The 17,654-nt window shown below is 58.4% G+C and carries 17 protein-coding genes, 4 tRNA genes and 1 riboswitch; of the genes, 5 read left to right on the plus strand and 16 right to left on the minus strand.

What is annotated here, in order from left to right; translation table 11 throughout:
* Entirely contained in the window at positions 1-540 is a 540-nt protein-coding gene (locus ACA072_RS21640; protein WP_497620472.1) for a hypothetical protein, read from the minus strand.
* A gap of 145 nt (positions 541-685) precedes the next feature.
* Positions 686-762: transfer RNA gene (locus tag ACA072_RS21645), tRNA-Arg, on the minus strand.
* Between the two features lie 290 nt (positions 763-1,052).
* On the opposite strand from ACA072_RS21645, the gene ACA072_RS21650 reads away from it, so the two are divergent.
* Positions 1,053-1,286 carry a hypothetical protein gene (locus ACA072_RS21650; protein ID WP_497620474.1) on the plus strand — a complete coding sequence of 78 codons (234 nt, stop codon included), beginning with the start codon at positions 1,053-1,055 and terminating at the stop codon, positions 1,284-1,286.
* 22 nt (positions 1,287-1,308) lie between these two features.
* Positions 1,309-1,488, plus strand: a complete 180-nt coding sequence (locus ACA072_RS21655) for a PA3371 family protein (RefSeq protein WP_497620476.1) — start codon at positions 1,309-1,311, stop codon at positions 1,486-1,488.
* Here the strand turns inward: ACA072_RS21655 and phnN are convergent.
* Entirely contained in the window at positions 1,463-2,035 is a 573-nt protein-coding gene (gene phnN / locus ACA072_RS21660) for a phosphonate metabolism protein/1,5-bisphosphokinase (PRPP-forming) PhnN (protein ID WP_497620478.1), read from the minus strand. The genes ACA072_RS21655 and phnN overlap by 26 nt on opposite strands.
* Positions 2,036-2,421: 386 nt before the next feature.
* Here phnN and ACA072_RS21665 point away from each other — a divergent pair, with 386 nt between their 5' ends.
* Positions 2,422-2,748: an Arc family DNA-binding protein gene (locus ACA072_RS21665; protein WP_003178899.1), complete on the plus strand. Its 327-nt coding sequence runs from the start codon at positions 2,422-2,424 to the stop codon at positions 2,746-2,748.
* 103 nt (positions 2,749-2,851) lie between these two features.
* On the opposite strand, the gene mgtE is transcribed toward ACA072_RS21665, so the two are convergent.
* Positions 2,852-4,294, minus strand: coding sequence for a magnesium transporter (gene mgtE, locus ACA072_RS21670; RefSeq protein WP_109634081.1), 1,443 nt, complete (start codon positions 4,292-4,294; stop codon positions 2,852-2,854).
* A 319-nt stretch (positions 4,295-4,613) separates the two neighbouring features.
* Here mgtE and ACA072_RS21675 point away from each other — a divergent pair, with 319 nt between their 5' ends.
* Positions 4,614-5,132, plus strand: a complete 519-nt coding sequence (locus ACA072_RS21675; RefSeq protein WP_497620480.1) for a cell envelope protein SmpA — start codon at positions 4,614-4,616, stop codon at positions 5,130-5,132.
* A gap of 19 nt (positions 5,133-5,151) precedes the next feature.
* Here ACA072_RS21675 and ACA072_RS21680 read toward each other — a convergent pair.
* The 7 genes from ACA072_RS21680 to ltaE form a co-directional block, all read right to left on the minus strand.
* Positions 5,152-5,228, minus strand: a tRNA-Arg gene (locus tag ACA072_RS21680).
* Between the two features lie 71 nt (positions 5,229-5,299).
* Positions 5,300-5,376: transfer RNA gene (locus ACA072_RS21685), tRNA-Arg, on the minus strand.
* A 107-nt stretch (positions 5,377-5,483) separates the two neighbouring features.
* Positions 5,484-5,574, minus strand: a tRNA-Ser gene (locus ACA072_RS21690).
* 62 nt (positions 5,575-5,636) lie between these two features.
* The gene (gene csrA, locus ACA072_RS21695; RefSeq protein ID WP_003178872.1) at positions 5,637-5,825 is read right to left on the minus strand and encodes a carbon storage regulator CsrA; all 189 of its coding nucleotides are present in this window, start codon (positions 5,823-5,825) and stop codon (positions 5,637-5,639) included.
* A 188-nt stretch (positions 5,826-6,013) separates the two neighbouring features.
* Complete coding sequence (locus ACA072_RS21700; protein WP_008033100.1) at positions 6,014-7,255, minus strand: aspartate kinase; 1,242 nt, start codon at positions 7,253-7,255, stop codon at positions 6,014-6,016.
* 91 nt (positions 7,256-7,346) lie between these two features.
* Positions 7,347-9,965, minus strand: a complete 2,619-nt coding sequence (alaS, locus tag ACA072_RS21705; protein WP_497620483.1) for an alanine--tRNA ligase — start codon at positions 9,963-9,965, stop codon at positions 7,347-7,349.
* Between the two features lie 146 nt (positions 9,966-10,111).
* Positions 10,112-11,116 carry a low-specificity L-threonine aldolase gene (gene ltaE / locus ACA072_RS21710; RefSeq protein WP_497620485.1) on the minus strand — a complete coding sequence of 335 codons (1,005 nt, stop codon included), beginning with the start codon at positions 11,114-11,116 and terminating at the stop codon, positions 10,112-10,114.
* A 176-nt stretch (positions 11,117-11,292) separates the two neighbouring features.
* A riboswitch (FMN riboswitch) is annotated at positions 11,293-11,464 on the plus strand.
* A 102-nt stretch (positions 11,465-11,566) separates the two neighbouring features.
* Here ltaE and ACA072_RS21715 point away from each other — a divergent pair.
* A complete protein-coding gene (locus tag ACA072_RS21715) occupies positions 11,567-12,076 on the plus strand; it encodes a 6,7-dimethyl-8-ribityllumazine synthase (RefSeq protein ID WP_497620487.1) in 510 nt (169 codons plus the stop codon).
* A 143-nt stretch (positions 12,077-12,219) separates the two neighbouring features.
* On the opposite strand, the gene astE is transcribed toward ACA072_RS21715, so the two are convergent.
* The 5 genes from astE to astA all read right to left on the minus strand — a co-directional run bounded on the left by astE (position 12,220) and on the right by astA (position 17,620).
* The gene (gene astE / locus ACA072_RS21720) at positions 12,220-13,230 is read right to left on the minus strand and encodes a succinylglutamate desuccinylase (protein ID WP_497620488.1); all 1,011 of its coding nucleotides are present in this window, start codon (positions 13,228-13,230) and stop codon (positions 12,220-12,222) included.
* A gap of 12 nt (positions 13,231-13,242) precedes the next feature.
* The gene (locus ACA072_RS21725; RefSeq protein WP_497620490.1) at positions 13,243-13,530 is read right to left on the minus strand and encodes a topoisomerase II; all 288 of its coding nucleotides are present in this window, start codon (positions 13,528-13,530) and stop codon (positions 13,243-13,245) included.
* 20 nt (positions 13,531-13,550) lie between these two features.
* Entirely contained in the window at positions 13,551-14,897 is a 1,347-nt protein-coding gene (astB, locus tag ACA072_RS21730) for an N-succinylarginine dihydrolase (protein ID WP_497620492.1), read from the minus strand.
* Between the two features lie 231 nt (positions 14,898-15,128).
* Positions 15,129-16,598, minus strand: a complete 1,470-nt coding sequence (gene astD / locus ACA072_RS21735; RefSeq protein ID WP_497625028.1) for a succinylglutamate-semialdehyde dehydrogenase — start codon at positions 16,596-16,598, stop codon at positions 15,129-15,131.
* Complete coding sequence (gene astA, locus ACA072_RS21740; protein WP_497330131.1) at positions 16,595-17,620, minus strand: arginine N-succinyltransferase; 1,026 nt, start codon at positions 17,618-17,620, stop codon at positions 16,595-16,597. Before astA ends, astD begins: the two co-directional genes overlap by 4 nt.
* Positions 17,621-17,654: the final 34 nt, after the last annotated feature.

A 17,654-nucleotide genomic window follows, 5' to 3' on the forward strand; every position in this document is an offset into this window, starting at 1 on the left:
TCAGCACAAATAGGCGCGTTGCACACTGATGCGCCGGTCAATCGCCTGCCGCAGGCGCTCCTTGTGGTCGGCCCAGACCGTGGGATCGACTTTGGTGGCGCGCATCAGCTCAAGCATCGCGGTTTTGGCCGCCAGATACTCCGACCAAGCGTCTTCAGAGCGGATTTTCAAACGCTCACGCTCGGTCATTTCCATGCGCCGCAAGGCCAATGTCGGCTCATCGGTGATCACCGTGCCTAGCGTCAATTGCACCCGATGCGGCGCGACAAACGCCTGAGTGTCCACCACCAGCGCTCTCGCCCGCTGAGCGCCCCACTTCAATGCGACACAGTAATACTCACCCGCAACCCTGTCGTGAAACTCCTCGCAAATCGCCCAGCCACTGTCAGCGTAAATACCGATGAATACCTGAGTGATGCCCTCATGACTGACCCGCGCCTGCACTTCGACCTGCACACCATCGCTGAGCACTTCCTCATGGGTGTGGAGAGGTAGCCTGGTGTTGGTCCATAACCAGAAATATGCGCCTCTGTGTCGCATTGTTTCGCTCCCTGAGTGGTATGAGGAGTAAGGCACAGCAATGGCAGTCTTGCCATGTAGATCGTCGGGTTGACCGGGCATGAAAAAGCCCCGCGGGAGGAGTTCTCCGGCGGGGCTTTTTTACAGCGCAAGGCTGAAAATCAAGTGGTGTCCCAGGGCAGGTTCGAACTGCCAACCTTCCCCTTAGGAGGGGGATGCTCTATCCAATTGAGCTACTGAGACACAGATCGCCCGCGAGGTCTGCGGTGCGAGGGACGGCGTGCATGTTAACGGGCAAGCCTGCTTTTGTCATGTCGTCCGCAGTGCTTTTTAAGTGTAGGCAGACGCCCTTCGTCTTCGTGGCTTAATTTACCGTGCAAATTGCATCCTCTCAAAATGCCATCATTGCAATTTGCAAGGAGCACATCTTTGAGAAATAAGTTAATTCCTTGTTTTTAAAGGATTTAATAGCCGTTAAACTCTTGGCACGCGGACTGCTTTAGCTGTTCTCACGAACAACCGAGGTCAGCCTCATGAACAGCGTCCTTTTACTCTCGAATGCGATCGCCCTTACTGTCCTGCTGGGCGGTCATTTTGCCGCCGAGAACGACGCTGCGCATGTCGCGCACCGGATGCCTCATTACCTCCAGCTGCAAAAAGCCCCACAATTGGCGGTGATGAGCGATCAGCGCGGCTTTGTTGGCCAGGACGTGATCCAGCACAATTACCCGCTGGTGTCGCAGTCTTCGGAACGCTTGGTATTTTGAATCACCCCATCAGGAGCACAGCATGTCCAAATTAGCCGCAGGATGTTTGATCCTCGCCTTACTGAGCGGCGTTCTTCATTTGTCATTGGTTCCGGACACGGTCGCCACCCTGCCCCTGATTGCCTGCAGTTTTTTCGGCGTATTGTTCGTGCTGGCACTGATTGTCGGGCGCAAAATCAAGTTCGATCCCGTTTTACGCTGAGCCTCAGCGCATTCAAAAGATGTTCAACGGTGACAGCAAGCTCGCCAGAGTTGTCGATTCGAAGGATCTGCATGTCACCGAGTGATTCGTCCGCCGTAAACAGTCCGTTGCGCCGCAACCTTGCTTCAATCTCCTCAACGCTCTCCCGGCCACGTCGGAGCAGACGTTCGCGCAGCACTTCATCCTTGACCGTCAACACCACCGGCAGCAGCGTGGGATAGCGTTGCAGCGCTTCAGTCAAGTGGGCGCGAGAGCCGTTGACCAATACATGACGGCCCTCCTTCAGCCAATGGTCGATCTGGCGCGGAATTCCGTAATCGAGGCCATTGGCGTGCCACGACAGGGCGAAGTCACCCGCGTCCTGGCGTCGCTGGAACTCTTCACGAGAGACTCCGATGGCATCTTCGCCTACAGATTCAGCCGAACGCGTGATAACCCGGCGTACCACTTCGCCGTTCATCGAGCGTAAAGGCTGTCGAGCCGCTTCGATGAGGCTGTCCTTGCCGGATCCGGAAGGCCCCATCAAGTAAATCAACGTGCCATCCATCCTGAATCACCCTCCTCTGCGGGTCTGCCACTAGTAAATCGGCCATTTGCCACTATCCTGTATAAGGTAAGGACCAAGGATCGAATCCGCGTAGCATGCACCTTCAGGCGTCTTCGGGCATCACCTGTCGGGCAGAGGATGCGGGTCAGCAATATGGGCATGGGGCAAAGTTTTCCAACCAGTCCACATTTTTGATAATGGTGCTGGCATAACGCCTTTACCCAGCTCAATATTTGTCACAGAATTGACGCCAATGATCTGGCTGCTTTGAGGCATGATGCGAGCCTCTATCAATTCAGGTTGAACATTTGGCCAGAGACCTTGTCCTATCAGACATCCTGCGGCCAATCCCGAGAACCGCTCCCCTGAACTAACCGGTTAAATATATGCGCCCATTGAAACAGGCAATTTATTCCAGCCGTACGGCTGACAAGTTCGTCGTACGTCTGCCAGACGGAATGCGTGAACGCATTGCCGAAGTGGCTCGCAATCATCATCGCAGCATGAACTCCGAAATCATTGCGCGCCTTGAGCAGAGTCTTATTCAGGAAGGTGCACTGGGCGAAGAATTGAGCATGCGCCTGGACAGCCCGGAGCTGTCATTGCATGAACGTGAACTGTTGCAACGCTTCCGCCAACTCTCCCACCGTCAGCAAAATGCTCTTGTTTCGCTGATTGCCCATGACGCCGAAATGGCCGCAGACGCTTCCTGATTTCAACCCGAACGCTCAAGCCAGCATAATCGCTGGCTTTTTTTTGCCTGAAATTCGGCAATAAAAAACCCGCCGATTTGGCGGGTTCGTAAAAGCAGACAAGTCAGAGCAAGAAGATCGTCGCCAGCCCGAGGAAGATGAAGAACCCGCCGCTGTCGGTCATGGCAGTAATCATCACGCTGGCACCCATCGCAGGGTCGCGCCCAAGCCGCGCCAGGGTCATCGGAATCAAAACCCCCATCAATGCCGCAAGCAACAGGTTAAGCGTCATGGCGGCGGTCATCACCACGCCCAGGGACCAACTGCCATAAAGCAGATAGGCCACAACGCCAATCACGCCGCCCCAGACCAGGCCATTGATCAAACCGACGACCAACTCTTTGCGCATCAGTCGTGACGTATTGCCGGTGCTCACCTGGTCCAGCGCCATGGCTCTAACGATCATGGTGATGGTCTGGTTGCCCGAGTTGCCACCGATACCAGCCACGATCGGCATCAATGCCGCCAGTGCCACCAGTTTTTCGATGGAGCCTTCGAACAGGCCAATTACCCGGGATGCAATAAACGCAGTGATCAGGTTGACCGCCAGCCAGGCCCAACGGTTACGCAAGGATTTCCAGACGGAGGCGAAGATATCTTCTTCTTCGCGCAGACCCGCCATGTTGAGCACTTCGTTCTCGCTCTCTTCACGGATCAGGTCGACCATTTCGTCGATGGTCAGACGGCCGATCAGCTTGCCGTTCTTGTCGACCACGGGCGCCGAGATCAAGTCGTAACGTTCGAAGGCCTGAGCGGCGTCGTAGGCGTCCTCGTCCGGGTGAAAGCTCACCGGGTCGCTGGCCATGACTTCCGACACCTGTTTTTCCGGGTCGTTGACCAGCAAACGCTTGATCGGCAGCACGCCCTTGAGCACGCCGTCGTAATCGACCACAAACAGTTTATCGGTGTGGCCCGGCAGCTCCTTGAGACGACGCAAGTAACGCAGAACCACTTCGAGACTGACATCCTCACGGATGGTCACCATCTCGAAGTCCATCAGTGCACCGACTTGCTCCTCGTCATAAGACAACGCGGAGCGGACGCGCTCACGCTGTTGACTATCGAGGGTTTCCATCAGTTCGTGGACGACGTCTCGCGGCAGCTCGGAAGCCAGGTCAGCAAGTTCGTCGGCATCCATGTCCTTGGCCGCAGCCAGGAGTTCGTGATCGTCCATGTCGGCGATCAGGGTTTCACGAACCGAGTCGGATACTTCGAGGAGGATGTCGCCGTCGCGATCAGCCTTGACCAATTGCCAGAGCGTCAGACGATCGTCCAGCGGCAAGGCTTCAAGGATGTAGGCAACGTCGGCGGAGTGCAGATCATCGAGCTTGCGTTGCAGCTCGACGAGATTTTGCCGGTGAACGAGGTTCTCGACCCGTTCGTGATGCGGACCTTCCTGGCGGTGAGTCAGGTCTTCGACCACCCGCTGGCGCTGCAGCAGCTCAACGACTTGAGCGAGGCGGTCCTGCAAGCTTTCCTGCGTTTTCTTTACTTCAACTTCAGACATAGGCGAACTCCACTCCCAGCAGCGGGGCACGCCGGAAGGATCAATCAGTCAATTCATGATTGGAAAAACGGGGTACTGAGTAACTACTGGGTAAGTCCATGGAGGTATTCCACAAGCCCCGGCGGGGCTGACGGGCGCAATGATACACCGCCCGACGGTTTTAAACGTTAAAAAATCATGGCTGAAACAAGCGGTTGCAAGACAAAGCTGAGTGCAGTCCTGATCTCTCCAACTGCGACGACTCATTCTGAAAAGAAAACACACCCTCGTCGAAAAATGTAGCGGCTACCCTGACATGGACCGTCATGGAGGACGTTTAATGCCATCGATTACCCTTTATTTTTTACTGCTTGCCCTGCTCTGCCTTTCGCCCCGACTACAGGCCGCCACCATTCACCGTTGCGAGGCTCCCGACGGTCGCCTCACCTTCACGACGATGAGTTGCACGGAAGGTGAGAGCCTCTCTCTGCAGAATGTCCGCACCTTCACACCCGTTAACCCGGTAGCGATGATGCCTGAGGCGGACGCTCGGGAAACACCCACAGCAAAAACCAGAAGGAAGGAGCCAACCGTTGTCGGTCAGATTGAGGACAAGTGTGGAAACCTGATGACCGCAAAGGAGCGTCGCGAAGCAATCATCAATCAACGGATTGTCGCCGGCATGACTCAACAGGACGTCGAGAGCGCTCTGGGCAAACCGGACAAGATCAGTATTCGCAATTCAGCCACGAGCTATCGCTACGACATAAAACGAGGTCGTAGCGCACATGTCGAGTTCGATGAGAAAGGATGCACGAAGGGAAAAGCCAAATCCCGGACGGCAAAAAGCCCGCGTTAAACGCGGGCTTTTTGGTGTTTGGTGCACTCGACAGGATTCGAACCTGTGACCGCTCGGTTCGTAGCCGAGTACTCTATCCAGCTGAGCTACGAGTGCATTTGTGTTTTTATACCAGATCACAACTGGTTGAAGCCAAGTCATTCACATTACTGCAAACAACTCTTAAATGGTGCACTCGACAGGATTCGAACCTGTGACCGCTCGGTTCGTAGCCGAGTACTCTATCCAGCTGAGCTACGAGTGCATTTGTTGCCGCGCATTATAGGCCGTCTAATCTCTATGTAAAGCACTTTTTCTAGTAATTTCAAACACTTACCGAAAAAGCCAGATTACAACGTACTACGCAAATAATGGCGGAGAACGGGGGATTCGAACCCCCGACACCCTTTTGAGGTGTACTCCCTTAGCAGGGGAGCGCCTTCGGCCACTCGGCCAGCTCTCCGCAACACGGGGCGTATATTAACCAGCTTCTTCCCCGTTTGCAAACATAAAAAACGATAAAAATTAATGGCTTGGTTCGTCGTCCTTCTCTTTCTTGATCCGCAAGTAAATTTCCTCACGGTGAACCGCAACCTCTTTAGGTGCGTTAACGCCAATACGCACTTGATTTCCTTTGACGCCGAGCACGGTCACGGTGATTTCGCCATCACCAATAATCAGGCTTTCTGCGCACCGACGAGTCAGAATCAGCATACCTTTCTCCTCACGCATTTCATTTCAGGGACAACAGTCTGCAAAAAAAAGGCACTCGACCTACAACCGGAACGATCGCAGCCCTACATGCCTGAGTATTGACCAGCGCGAGCAAAAGAACAGTTCCTGGGTCGCGCTATTCAAAAAAGACAAAGGGCGCGGTCAGACCGCGCCCTTTGGCAAACGCATCACTCGCCCGTTCGGGCCGGTGCGTCCAGTTCGAAAGCCGTGTGCAGAGCGCGCACAGCCAGTTCCAGATACTTCTCTTCGATCACAACGGAGACTTTGATTTCCGACGTCGAGATCATCTGGATGTTGATGCTTTCTTTCGCCAGGGATTCGAACATGCGGCTGGCCACGCCTGCGTGGGAACGCATGCCGACGCCAACGATCGAGACCTTGGCGATCTTGATGTCACCCACGACTTCACGGGCACCGATCTCGCGAGCGGTGTTTTCCAGCACGGTTTGCGCGGCCTGGAAGTCATTGCGGTGCACGGTGAAGGTGAAGTCGGTGGTGTTATCGTGCGCAACGTTCTGCACGATCATGTCGACTTCGATGTTCGCGGCACTGATCGGGCCGAGAATCTTGAATGCAACGCCCGGGGTGTCTGGCACGCCACGGATGGTCAGCTTGGCTTCATCGCGATTGAAAGCGATGCCGGAAATGATCGGCTGTTCCATGGTTTCCTCTTCATCAATAGTAATGAGGGTGCCCGGACCCTCCTTGAAGCTGTGCAGTACGCGCAGCGGAACGTTGTACTTGCCGGCGAATTCCACCGCACGGATCTGCAACACCTTGGAACCGAGGCTGGCCATTTCCAGCATCTCTTCAAAGGTGATCTTGTCCAGGCGCTGGGCCACGGACACCACACGTGGGTCGGTGGTGTAGACGCCGTCGACATCGGTGTAGATCTGGCATTCGTCAGCCTTCAAGGCCGCTGCCAGCGCCACGCCGGTGGTGTCGGAACCGCCACGACCGAGGGTGGTGATGTTGCCGTGCTCGTCAACGCCCTGGAAACCGGCGACAACCACCACACGACCTGCCTTCAGATCACCACGAATCTTCTGGTCATCAATCTGCAAGATACGCGCTTTATTGTGCGCGCTGTCCGTCAGAATCCGCACCTGATTGCCGGTGTACGACACCGCTGGCACACCGCGCTTGATCAGTGCCATGGCCAACAGTGCAATTGTCACCTGCTCGCCCGTGGAAACAATCACATCCAGCTCACGCGGAACCGGTTGGCCGTCGCCACTGATTTGCTTGGCCAGATCGATCAGACGGTTGGTTTCGCCGCTCATGGCCGACAGGACAACCACCAGGTCATCGCCGGCATCGCGGAATTTCTTAACCTTGTCGGCGACCTGCTCGATTCTCTCGACAGTGCCGACGGAGGTGCCTCCAAATTTCTGTACGATCAAAGCCATTTCAAAGCCGCCTCTGCCCATGAAGGGCGCCCAAATAATCACTCAAACAGCGTTCCGGCCCGCCACTAGACTGCGGGCCGGACACCCTGCCTTATAAACCCTGCTCTACAAATGGAACAGTCAGGGCCAGTGCCGCGTCCAGTGCGCCAGCGTCAGTACCACCGCCTTGCGCCATGTCTGGACGACCACCGCCCTTCCCGCCCACTGCCGCAGCGGCTTGCTTCATCAAATCACCGGCTTTGAGTTGGCCAGTCAGGTCTTTGGTTACGCCTGCAACCAGAACGACCTTTTCCTCATGGACACTGCCGAGCAGGATCACTGCGCGGCCGAGTTTGTTTTTCAGCTGATCGACCAGCGCCAGCAGCGCCTTGGCGTCCTGACCGTCCAGACGCACGGCCAGCACTTTCACGCCTTTGACGTCCAGGGCAGAGGCCGACAGATCGTCGCCCGCCGCGCTGGCAGCCTTGGCCTGCAACTGCTCGAGTTGCTTCTCCAGCAGACGGTTGCGTTCCAGCACAGCCGACAGCTTGTCGATCAGGTTGTCGCGGCTGCCCTTGACCAGGTTGGCCGCTTCCTTGAGTTGTTCTTCTGCAGCGTTCAAGTAAGCCAGTGCCGCAGCACCGGTGACTGCCTCGATACGGCGCACACCAGAAGCCACACCGCCTTCGCTAATGATTTTCAGCAGGCCAATGTCGCCCGTACGGTTGGCGTGAATGCCACCGCACAGCTCGACGGAGAAATCACCGCCCATGCTCAGCACGCGCACGTTGTCGCCGTACTTCTCGCCAAACAGCGCCATGGCGCCTTTTTTCTTGGCGGTTTCGATGTCGGTTTCTTCGGTTTCAACCGCAGAGTTCTTGCGGATCTCGGCGTTGACGATGTCTTCCAGGGCCTTCAGTTGCTCAGGCTTGATAGCTTCGAAGTGGCTGAAGTCAAAGCGCAGGCGCTGACTGTCGACCAACGAGCCTTTCTGCTGAACGTGATCGCCCAGCACCTGGCGCAACGCGGCGTGCAGCAAGTGCGTCGCCGAGTGGTTCAGCGAAGTGGCGTGACGCACGTCGGCATCGACGTGAGTCTCAACCGGCGCGCCGATGGTCAAGCTGCCGGACGCCAGAACACCGTGATGCAGGAACGCACCACCGGTCTTGGTGGTGTCGCGCACGTCGAAACGGCTGCTGCCGACTTGCAGATAACCGCAATCGCCGATCTGACCGCCAGACTCAGCATAGAAAGGTGTCTGATTGAGAACAATCACACCCTCTTCGCCTTCACTCAATACGTCGACCGACTGGCCTTCTTTATAGAGGGCGACGATTTTCGCCGAACCGCTGGTGGCCTTGTAGCCGGTGAACTCGGTGGCCACGTCAACCTTGACCAGCGTGTTGTAGTCCAGACCGAACGAGCTGGCCGAACGCGCGCGAACACGCTGGGCTTCCATCTCACGCTCGAAACCGGCTTCGTCGACGGTCAGGTTACGCTCGCGGGCGATGTCCGCCGTCAGGTCCATCGGGAAACCGTAGGTGTCGTAGAGTTTGAACACCACGTCGCCCGGCACCACGGTGCCTTTGAGTTCCAGCAGGTCCTGCTCGAGAATCTTCAGGCCATGCTCCAAAGTCTTGGAGAACTGCTCTTCTTCGGCCTTGAGCACGCGCTCGATGTTGCTCTGCTGCTTCTTCAGTTCCGGGAACGCTTCGCCCATCTCGGCGACCAGTGCCGCGACGATTTTGTAGAAGAAGCTGCCGGTCGCGCCCAGCTTGTTGCCGTGGCGGCACGCACGACGAATGATCCGACGCAGGACGTAACCGCGACCTTCGTTAGACGGGATCACGCCGTCGGCAATCAGGAAACCGCACGAACGGATGTGGTCGGACACAACTTTCAGCGAAGACTGATCGCCATTTTCGCAGCCGATTGCCTCGGCCGATGCGCTCAGCAGGTTCTTGAACAGGTCGATGTCATAGTTGGAGTTGACGTGCTGCATCACCGCACTGATCCGCTCCAGGCCCATGCCGGTATCCACCGACGGCGCTGGCAACGGATGCAACACGCCATCGGCGGTGCGGTTGAACTGCATGAACACGTTGTTCCAGATCTCGATGTAACGGTCGCCGTCTTCTTCCGGCGAGCCCGGTGGGCCGCCCCAGATGTGGTCGCCGTGATCGTAGAAAATCTCGGTGCATGGGCCGCACGGGCCGGTATCGCCCATGGTCCAGAAGTTGTCGGACGCGTATGGCGCGCCTTTGTTGTCGCCGATGCGGATCATGCGCTCGGCCGGCACACCGATTTGCTGGGTCCAGATCTCATACGCTTCGTCGTCGGAGGCGTAGACAGTGACCCACAGTTTTTCCTTCGGCAGTTTCAGAACGCCGGTCAGGAAGGTCCAGGCGAAGGTAATCGCGTCGTGCTTGAAATAGTCACCGAAGCTGAAGTTACCGAGCATTTCAAAGAAGGTGTGGTGACGAGCGGTATAACCGACGTTTTCCAGGTCACTGTTCTTGCCACCGGCGCGCACGCATTTCTGGCTGCTGGTCGCACGGGTGTACGCACGTTTTTCCTGGCCCAGGAAGCAGTCCTTGAACTGGTTCATCCCCGCGTTAGTGAACAGCAGGGTTGGGTCGTTGCCCGGAATCAAAGAGCTGGAGGCTACACGGGTGTGGCCTTGCTCTTCGAAGAAGCGAAGGAAGGCTTCACGGATTTCTGCGCTTTTCATTAGGTTCTTCCACGGAGGCTGCGGCCAAAGGCCTGTGCGAAACGTCAACAGACGAAGCGACGGCAAAGGGCCGCATTATATCGGCCCAGCGCGCGGGGTACAGCGTGTTTATACGATAGAAACGGTCAATTGGACGGCTAACGCGGTCAGTTGCGTGAAAACTCGACGAATGTCGCCACGACCTGCTCGATTTGAGCGCGGCTGACGTCCATGTGCGTGACCATTCGCAGGCGTCCGGCAGCGCTCAGTTTAACGCCTCGCTCGGCCGCAAACGCCTTGATCGCCTCGGCCTTGTCGCCCATGTTCACGTAAACCATGTTGGTCTGCACCGGCTCGACGTCGTAACCGGCCTTTTGCAGTCCGTCAGCCAGAAATTGCGCATTGGCATGATCGTCGGCCAGACGCTGAACATTGTTATCCAGCGCATAGAGCCCCGCCGCCGCCAAAAGACCGGCCTGACGCATGCCGCCACCGACCATCTTACGCAGGCGCCGCGCCTTGGCAATCAGCTCCGGCGAGCCGCACAACACCGAACCGATCGGCGCGCCCAGGCCTTTGGACAGGCAGACCGAGACCGAATCGAAGTGCTGAGTGATCTCGCGGGCATCGACACCCAATTTGACGGCCGCGTTGTAGAGCCGGGCGCCGTCCAGGTGCAGTTGCAAACTATGTTCACGAGTAAAGCTACGCGCCCGGGCGAGATATTCCAGCGGCAGGACTTTGCCCTGCATGGTGTTTTCCAGCGCCAGCAATCGCGTACGGGCGAAATGGAAGTCGTCCGGTTTGATCGCGGCGGCGACCTGCGCCAGATCCAGCGAACCATCGGCCTGCACTTCCAGCGGCTGCGGCTGGATCGAACCGAGCACCGCCGCGCCGCCACCTTCGTACTTATAGGTGTGTGCCTGCTGACCGACGATGTATTCGTCGCCGCGCTCGCAATGAGCCATCAGGCCCAGCAAGTTGCTCATGGTGCCTGTCGGTACGAACAACGCGGCGGCAAAACCCAACTGATTCGCAAGCTCGGCTTCCAGACGATTGACCGTCGGATCCTCGCCATAGACGTCGTCACCGGTGGCCGCACTGGCCATCGCGTCGAGCATCCCGGCGGTAGGTTGGGTGACGGTGTCGCTGCGAAGATCGATAACGCTCATGAATCTGGCCTCGGTAAGCAGGGGAAAATCCCTTTCAGTCAGGAATTACTGCGGCCATAAGGACGATTAATCAACCCCAAGCGAACGAAAAAGTCGATAGCAATCATCAGATAGCAGCAATGCACGGCTCGGAAATATGTGTTAAAAACGCTTCGCCGCCAAACATTCTGGCGGCAAAACGTTCTCAGGGCGGGGTGCAACTCCCCACCGGCGGTAATTGCGCGCAATGCGCATAGCCCGCGAGCGCTTGGTGACAGACACCGCTTCGGGGGTGTCTGGCGGCAAGGTCAGCAGACCCGGTGTGATCCCGGGGCCGACGGTCATAGTCCGGATGAAGAGAGAACGGGATTGGCGCCAAAGGGCCGTCCGCGGGCATTCGTGCAAGCGTGCGCACCCTTAAATCCCATTCGATTCATATGCCCTGTTTTTTACATAAACAGGAGTCAGAACATGCAACCCACCGCAATCGATAGCAAGAGCAAACACCATCAGGGCGAGCGCGTTGCGTTCATCCAGGCCTGCTGGCACAAGGAAATCGTCGACCAGAGCCGTCAGGGCTTCGTTGCCGAAATGATTGCTCAGGGTTATCAGGAATCCGACATCGATTTCTTCGAAGTCGGCGGCGCCTTTGAAATTCCACTTCACGCCAAGCTGCTGGCCAAGTCCGGTCGCTATGCCGGCATTGTTGCCGCAGGCCTGGTGGTCGACGGTGGCATCTACCGTCACGAATTCGTTGCGCAATCGGTCATCAGCGGCCTGATGCAGGTTCAGCTGGAAACCGAAGTGCCGGTATTCTCGGTGGTTTTGACCCCGCACCACTTCCATGCCGGCGAAGAGCATCAGAAGTTCTTCTTCGAGCATTTCGTGCATAAAGGTCAGGAAGCGGCGAAGACGTGTGCGGATACGCTGCACAAGATGCGGGCGTTGCGTCGTAGCGAGCCTCGCGCGGTAGCGGTCTAAACACCGGGTGAGGTCTTTGACTTCACTCAAATCAAATGTGGGAGCGGGCTTGCTCGCGAAAGCGGTGTTTTAGTCGACAATTAAATTGACTGACACACCGTCTTCGCGAGCAAGCCCGCTCCCACATTGGTTATGCAGTGAATTCAGGCGAGGTTTTCGTCGGTGGTCGGCACGATCAGGATGCCGGCGCGCAGGCCGTTTTTGACTTTGGGGTTCGGGAAGATGATCCGCGCGCCCTTCTCTTCGATGATCCAGCGGGTCTGGGCGATGTCTTCGGCCAGCAAATAGCCCACGTCCAATTCCGAAAAGTTTTCGATGTCTGCTGGCAGGTTCAAGCGGAAGCTGTCGCTGTGCTTGATGATTTCCCGCGCCACGCTGAACAACTGCAAACCGTCCAGGCATTCTTCAGTCACCGGCGGCTCGCTGCCATCAATGATCTGTTTGAGGCGGGTTTCAAGCAGCGAGACGTTCACCCCGTCGTTCTGCCCGAACGGCCGCGCCTTGCCCAGTTCAAGGGTGAAAGACTCGGCGCCCAGTTTGTCGTAGGTGTAAGAGCTGAACACAATGGACGGCTTGTTCTGCAACAGCACCGCCTCCATGCCGGCAGCACGCAAGCGGGCCAGTTCCAGACGTGAATGCTGACGCCCCTCTTTCCAGGGATACAACGCGAACTGCTCGATTTTCGAGCCACGAATTGCGGTGTGCAGGTCGTAGTGCAGACGGTTGCGATCCGGCAGGCTGAAGAAACTTGCCGCGAGGCGCTCAAGTTCACACGCGCGCAGGGCTTCGGATCCACTGGTTTGTTCGTGCCGGCCGTTGAACAGCCGATTGACGTCCTGCTCGATGAAGCGCTCGCCTTTGCGAATCGCTTCCGGGTTGCCGAACAGAAACAGAATACGGGCGCGCGGCTTCAAGTCACCGCGGGCGATGTCATGCAACAGGCGATCGAGCAGCTCGATCGGCGCTGTTTCGTTGCCGTGGATACCGGCTGATAGCAGCAGGTCCAGGCCATTGTCGCGAGCTTCAGGCGGCCGGACTTCCAACGCGCCTTCGCTCAACCAGCGCATGCGCACGCCTTCGACAGTCAGTTGAGTCTTCTCCGCCGGTTCGCGGCCGGCGAGGGTCAGTTCAAGCAGTTTGCCGAGGGCGAGCATAGAGCGGTTTCCTTAGTGGTCGTGTGCGCAATCCGGGCCGTGCACGTGGTCTTCGTCACCGACTTCAGCCGGTTCCATTTCCAGTTGCAGACTTACCAGATTAGTCGCCAATGGGCGCAGCAGCAGGTTTGCGTATTCGGCGTCACCTTCTTCGACGTCCACGCCGATCAACAGTTGGCCGCGGCCGTCCTGCTGAATCCACAGCTCTTTGCCTTGCCACATGACCGCGACGCGGGTGCAGGACGTTTCCAGTTGCGTGCCGTCGCTGTCTTCAAGGATCAGCTGCAGGGTATCGCTCATGTTTTTTACGCTCTCGACGTTCAATTGATCTGGAATGGATAAACCGCGCCCAGTTTAAGGATTTGCGTCAGTTCATCCAGTGCCGTCCGGCACTCAAGCAGTAATTGCGGGTCCGCCAGATCGTTTTCGGTCATGCGGTCGCGGTAGTGCTTGTCGACCCATTCGGTCAGCGTGCCGTACAACGGTGCCGTCATGATAACCCCTGGGTTGACCGCCGCCAGTTCGGTTTCGTTGAGCGCGACGCGCAGTCGCAGGCAAGCCGGGCCACCGCCGTTCTGCATGCTCTGCTTCAAATCGAACACCTTCACTTCGCGGATCAGGCCGCCGGAGCTGGTCAGGCCTTGCAGGTATTGCCAGACGCGCTCGTTGCCACGGCATTCTTCCGGCACGATCAACAGCATCGAACCGTCAGGACGGGTCAGCAACTGGCTATTGAACAGGTAGGAACGAACGGCGTCTTCGACGGTGACGGCCGAACGCGGTACGCAGATCGACTGGAATTTCCCACCGAGTTTTGCGAGTTTGCCCTGCAGCTCAGCGAGCATCTGGTCGGTGTCGAGGAACGCGTCCTCGTGATAGAACAGCACTTCGCCGTTACCCACCGCGATCACGTCATTGTGGAACACGCCCTGATCGATCACCGAAGGGTTTTGCTGGGCGTAGACCACGCCGTCATCGCTCAAGCCGTGCAGACGAGCGACCGCTTGCGAGGCTTCGAGGGTCTGGCGGGCCGGGTATTTCTGCGGTGCCGGGTAGCGGGTATCGAACGCACTGCGACCGAACACGAAGAACTCGACGCCGGCTTCACCGTATTCACGGCAGAAACGGGTGTGGTTGGCTGCGCCTTCATCGCCAAACTGCGCCACGGCCGGCAAAGCGGCGTGGTGTGCGAAGTGCTTCTGGTCAGCGAACATCGCCCCCAGCACGCGGCTGGTGGTCGGGTGTTCGATGCTGCGGTGGTATTTGCAGTTGAGGTTGGCGGCGGTGAAATGCACGCGACCGTCGGCGGTGTCGGCACTCGGGCTGACCGTGGCGGCGTTGGCCACCCACATGCTCGACGCCGAGCAACTGGCGACCAGCAACGGCATCGCGTCTTTGGCGGCTTGCTCGATCACTTGCGCGTCGGTGCCGCTGAAACCCAAGCGGCGCAGGGCTGCAACGTCCGGGCGCTCCTGCGGTGCCAGAATGCCTTGCTGAAAGCCCATTTCCATCAGCGCTTTCATTTTCGCCAAACCTTGCAGCGCGGCTTCCTTCGGGTTCGAAGACTGCTGGCTGTTGCTCTGGGAGGCGACGTTGCCGTAGGACAAACCGCCGTAGTTATGGGTCGGCCCCACTAGACCGTCAAAATTGACTTCATAGGATTTCATCAGCGAGGCTCCACGAGAATCTGTTGTTATGGCTTCAGTAACTATTCTTTAAGACCGCGTCGGGGCCATCGCCAGCAGGCTGGCTCCCACAGTGATCGCGCCGCTCACAAAATGTGTGAACACCACCGATCCTGTGAGAGCCAGCAGGTTGGCTCCTACAGTGATGGGGGTCGTGCACAAAATGTGTGAACGCCACCAAACCTGTGGGAGCCAGCCTGCTGGCGATGGGCGTCACGCCATCTTCACGCCGGGCGTCAGGGTCGATGGCAACACCAGGCTCGGCGTTTCCAGCGAAGCAACCGGGTACGCGCAGTAATCTGCGGCGTAGTAGGCGCTGGCGCGGTGGTTGCCCGAGGCGCCGACGCCGCCGAATGGCGCGCTGCTCGCGGCGCCGGTCAGCTGTTTGTTCCAGTTGACGATGCCGGCACGGCTTTCCAGCCAGAACTGCTGATAACGTGCTTCGGAATCCGACAGCAACCCGGCCGCGAGGCCATAGTCGGTGTCGTTGGCTTCAGCGATCGCCGCTTCGAAATCAGCGTAGCGGATCACTTGCAGCAGCGGACCGAACAACTCTTCGTCAGGACGATCCGCCACTGCCGTCACGTCCAGGATGCCCGGCGTCAGCAACGCGGCTTGCGCCTGAGGCTGAGTCATTTCCAGCAGCGCCACGGCGCCATTGGCCAGCAGATGTTCTTGCGCATCCATCAGCGCTTTTGCCGCGCCGAGGGAAATCACCGAGCCCATGAACGGCGCCGGTTGTTGATCAAACGCACCGACTTCAATCGTCGCACTGACCGCCACCAGACGCGCCAGCAGCGTGTCGCCCCAGGCGCCCTGCGGCACCAGCAAGCGGCGGGCACAGGTGCAACGTTGGCCGGCGGAAATGAATGCCGACTGGATAATGGTGTAAACGGCAGCGTCGAGGTCCGCGACCTGATCCACCACCAGCGGGTTGTTACCGCCCATTTCCAGCGCGAGGATTTTGTCCGGACGACCGGCGAATTGCTGGTGCAGGTGATTGCCGGTGCGGCTGGAACCGGTGAAGAACAAGCCGTCGATGCCCGGGTTCGCCGCCAGGGCGATACCGGTTTCGCGAGCGCCTTGCAGCAGATTCAACACGCCTGCCGGCAGGCCTGCTTCGATCCAGCATTTAACCGTCAGCTCGGCGACTTTCGGGGTCAGCTCGCTTGGCTTGAACAGCACGCTGTTACCGGCCAGCAGCGCCGGCACGATGTGACCGTTCGGCAAGTGCCCCGGGAAGTTGTAAGGTCCAAATACCGCCACCACGCCGTGTGGCTTGTGGCGCAACACGGCGGTGGCGTCGCCCAGTGGGCCGCTCTTCTCGCCGGTACGCTCGCGGTAGCTCTGCACCGAGATCGCAATCTTGTTGACCATGCTGGTCACTTCGGTCGTCGCTTCCCACAACGGTTTACCGGTTTCCTCACCAATGGTGCGGGCCAGTTCGTCAGCGTGGTTCTTCAGCGCGGCGGCAAAGGCCTCAAGCACAGCAATGCGCTCGTCCAGGGTGCGACGGGCCCAGCCCGGGAACGCCTGACGCGCAGCCTGCACGGCTGACTCAACCTGGGCGGCGGTGGCGCCTTCGCCGGTCCACAGCACTTGCTGGGTCACCGGGTTCAGCGACTGGAACGCTTCGCCCTGACCGGCCAGCCATTCACCTGCGATGTATAGCGAATTCATTATTTCGACTCCCTGGCAGCAGACAACGGAACGGCGCGCACTTGATCGCCGGCGTTGAGTTGAAGACGTTTGGCGGTCAGCGGATCGACGACCAACGTGCCGGCGGCGAAGCGTGCTGGCGCAGCAGTGATCCGGCAGTCTTCGCGTTTGCGGTTGTGAATCAGGAACGGAGTAGCGTCATCACCCGGTGTGCCGATGGCCAACACCAGTGCCTGGCTGTCACGAACGGCGCGGATCTTGCCGGTTTCGCACTCGACCGCAGGGCCGGCGTCGAAGATGTCGACGTAGCCTTGGTAGCTGAAACCTTCGCTCTTGAGCATGGCCAGCGCCGGCTCGGTGTCCGGGTGAACCTGGCCGATGACGTTGCGCGCGTCTGGCGACAGGAAGCAGGTGTACAACGGAAATTTCGGCATCAGTTCGGCGATGAAGGCCTTGTTGCCCACGCCGGTCAGGTAATCGGCCTGGCTGAACTCCATCTTGAAGAAGTGACGGCCCAGGCTTTCCCAGAAGGGCGAGCGTCCGGCGTCGTCGGACACACCGCGCATCTCGGCAATGATCTTGTTGCCAAACAGCTGCGAGAACTCGGCGATGAACAGCATCCGCGCCTTCGCCAGCATGCGGCCGTTGAGGCCCGTGCGGTAATCGGCGTGGAGGAACAGCGAGCACAATTCGGAGTTGCCGGTCAGATCGTTGGCCAGGAACAGCGTCGGAATCTCGCGGTAGATGTTCAGCTCTTGCGAGGCGCTGACGGTCAGGCCGACCCGGAAGTTGTACCAAGGCTCACGCAGGCCGACGGCGCCGGCGATGGCGGAAATGCCCACCACGCGGCCGTCATCGTCTTCGAGCACGAACAGGTAGTCCGCATCGCCCCGCCCGGCTTCGCCGCGAAAGGTCTTCTCGGCCCAGCCGACCCGATGGGCCAGACGTTCTTCGTTGGCCGGCAAGGTGGTCAGGCCGGTGCCGGTGCTGCGGGCCAGGTCGATCAGAGCGGGTAAATCGCTGCTGCGTACGGGACGAACGATCATGCTATCTCCTCAAACGGGTCGCCAACGCCACCCG

The organism is Pseudomonas sp. LBUM1656, from assembly GCF_059716065.1.

What these genes read in the sequence shown, in the direction of transcription:
- ACA072_RS21640 (WP_497620472.1), bottom strand. Translation starts at nt 540, where the DNA reads ATGCGACACAGAGGCGCATATTTCTGGTTATGGACCAACACCAGGCTA.
- ACA072_RS21650 (WP_497620474.1), top strand. Translation starts at nt 1,053, where the DNA reads ATGAACAGCGTCCTTTTACTCTCGAATGCGATCGCCCTTACTGTCCTG.
- ACA072_RS21655 (WP_497620476.1), top strand. Translation starts at nt 1,309, where the DNA reads ATGTCCAAATTAGCCGCAGGATGTTTGATCCTCGCCTTACTGAGCGGC.
- phnN (WP_497620478.1), bottom strand. Translation starts at nt 2,035, where the DNA reads ATGGATGGCACGTTGATTTACTTGATGGGGCCTTCCGGATCCGGCAAG.
- ACA072_RS21665 (WP_003178899.1), top strand. Translation starts at nt 2,422, where the DNA reads ATGCGCCCATTGAAACAGGCAATTTATTCCAGCCGTACGGCTGACAAG.
- mgtE (WP_109634081.1), bottom strand. Translation starts at nt 4,294, where the DNA reads ATGTCTGAAGTTGAAGTAAAGAAAACGCAGGAAAGCTTGCAGGACCGC.
- ACA072_RS21675 (WP_497620480.1), top strand. Translation starts at nt 4,614, where the DNA reads ATGCCATCGATTACCCTTTATTTTTTACTGCTTGCCCTGCTCTGCCTT.
- csrA (WP_003178872.1), bottom strand. Translation starts at nt 5,825, where the DNA reads ATGCTGATTCTGACTCGTCGGTGCGCAGAAAGCCTGATTATTGGTGAT.
- ACA072_RS21700 (WP_008033100.1), bottom strand. Translation starts at nt 7,255, where the DNA reads ATGGCTTTGATCGTACAGAAATTTGGAGGCACCTCCGTCGGCACTGTC.
- alaS (WP_497620483.1), bottom strand. Translation starts at nt 9,965, where the DNA reads ATGAAAAGCGCAGAAATCCGTGAAGCCTTCCTTCGCTTCTTCGAAGAG.
- ltaE (WP_497620485.1), bottom strand. Translation starts at nt 11,116, where the DNA reads ATGAGCGTTATCGATCTTCGCAGCGACACCGTCACCCAACCTACCGCC.
- ACA072_RS21715 (WP_497620487.1), top strand. Translation starts at nt 11,567, where the DNA reads ATGCAACCCACCGCAATCGATAGCAAGAGCAAACACCATCAGGGCGAG.
- astE (WP_497620488.1), bottom strand. Translation starts at nt 13,230, where the DNA reads ATGCTCGCCCTCGGCAAACTGCTTGAACTGACCCTCGCCGGCCGCGAA.
- ACA072_RS21725 (WP_497620490.1), bottom strand. Translation starts at nt 13,530, where the DNA reads ATGAGCGATACCCTGCAGCTGATCCTTGAAGACAGCGACGGCACGCAA.
- astB (WP_497620492.1), bottom strand. Translation starts at nt 14,897, where the DNA reads ATGAAATCCTATGAAGTCAATTTTGACGGTCTAGTGGGGCCGACCCAT.
- astA (WP_497330131.1), bottom strand. Translation starts at nt 17,620, where the DNA reads ATGATCGTTCGTCCCGTACGCAGCAGCGATTTACCCGCTCTGATCGAC.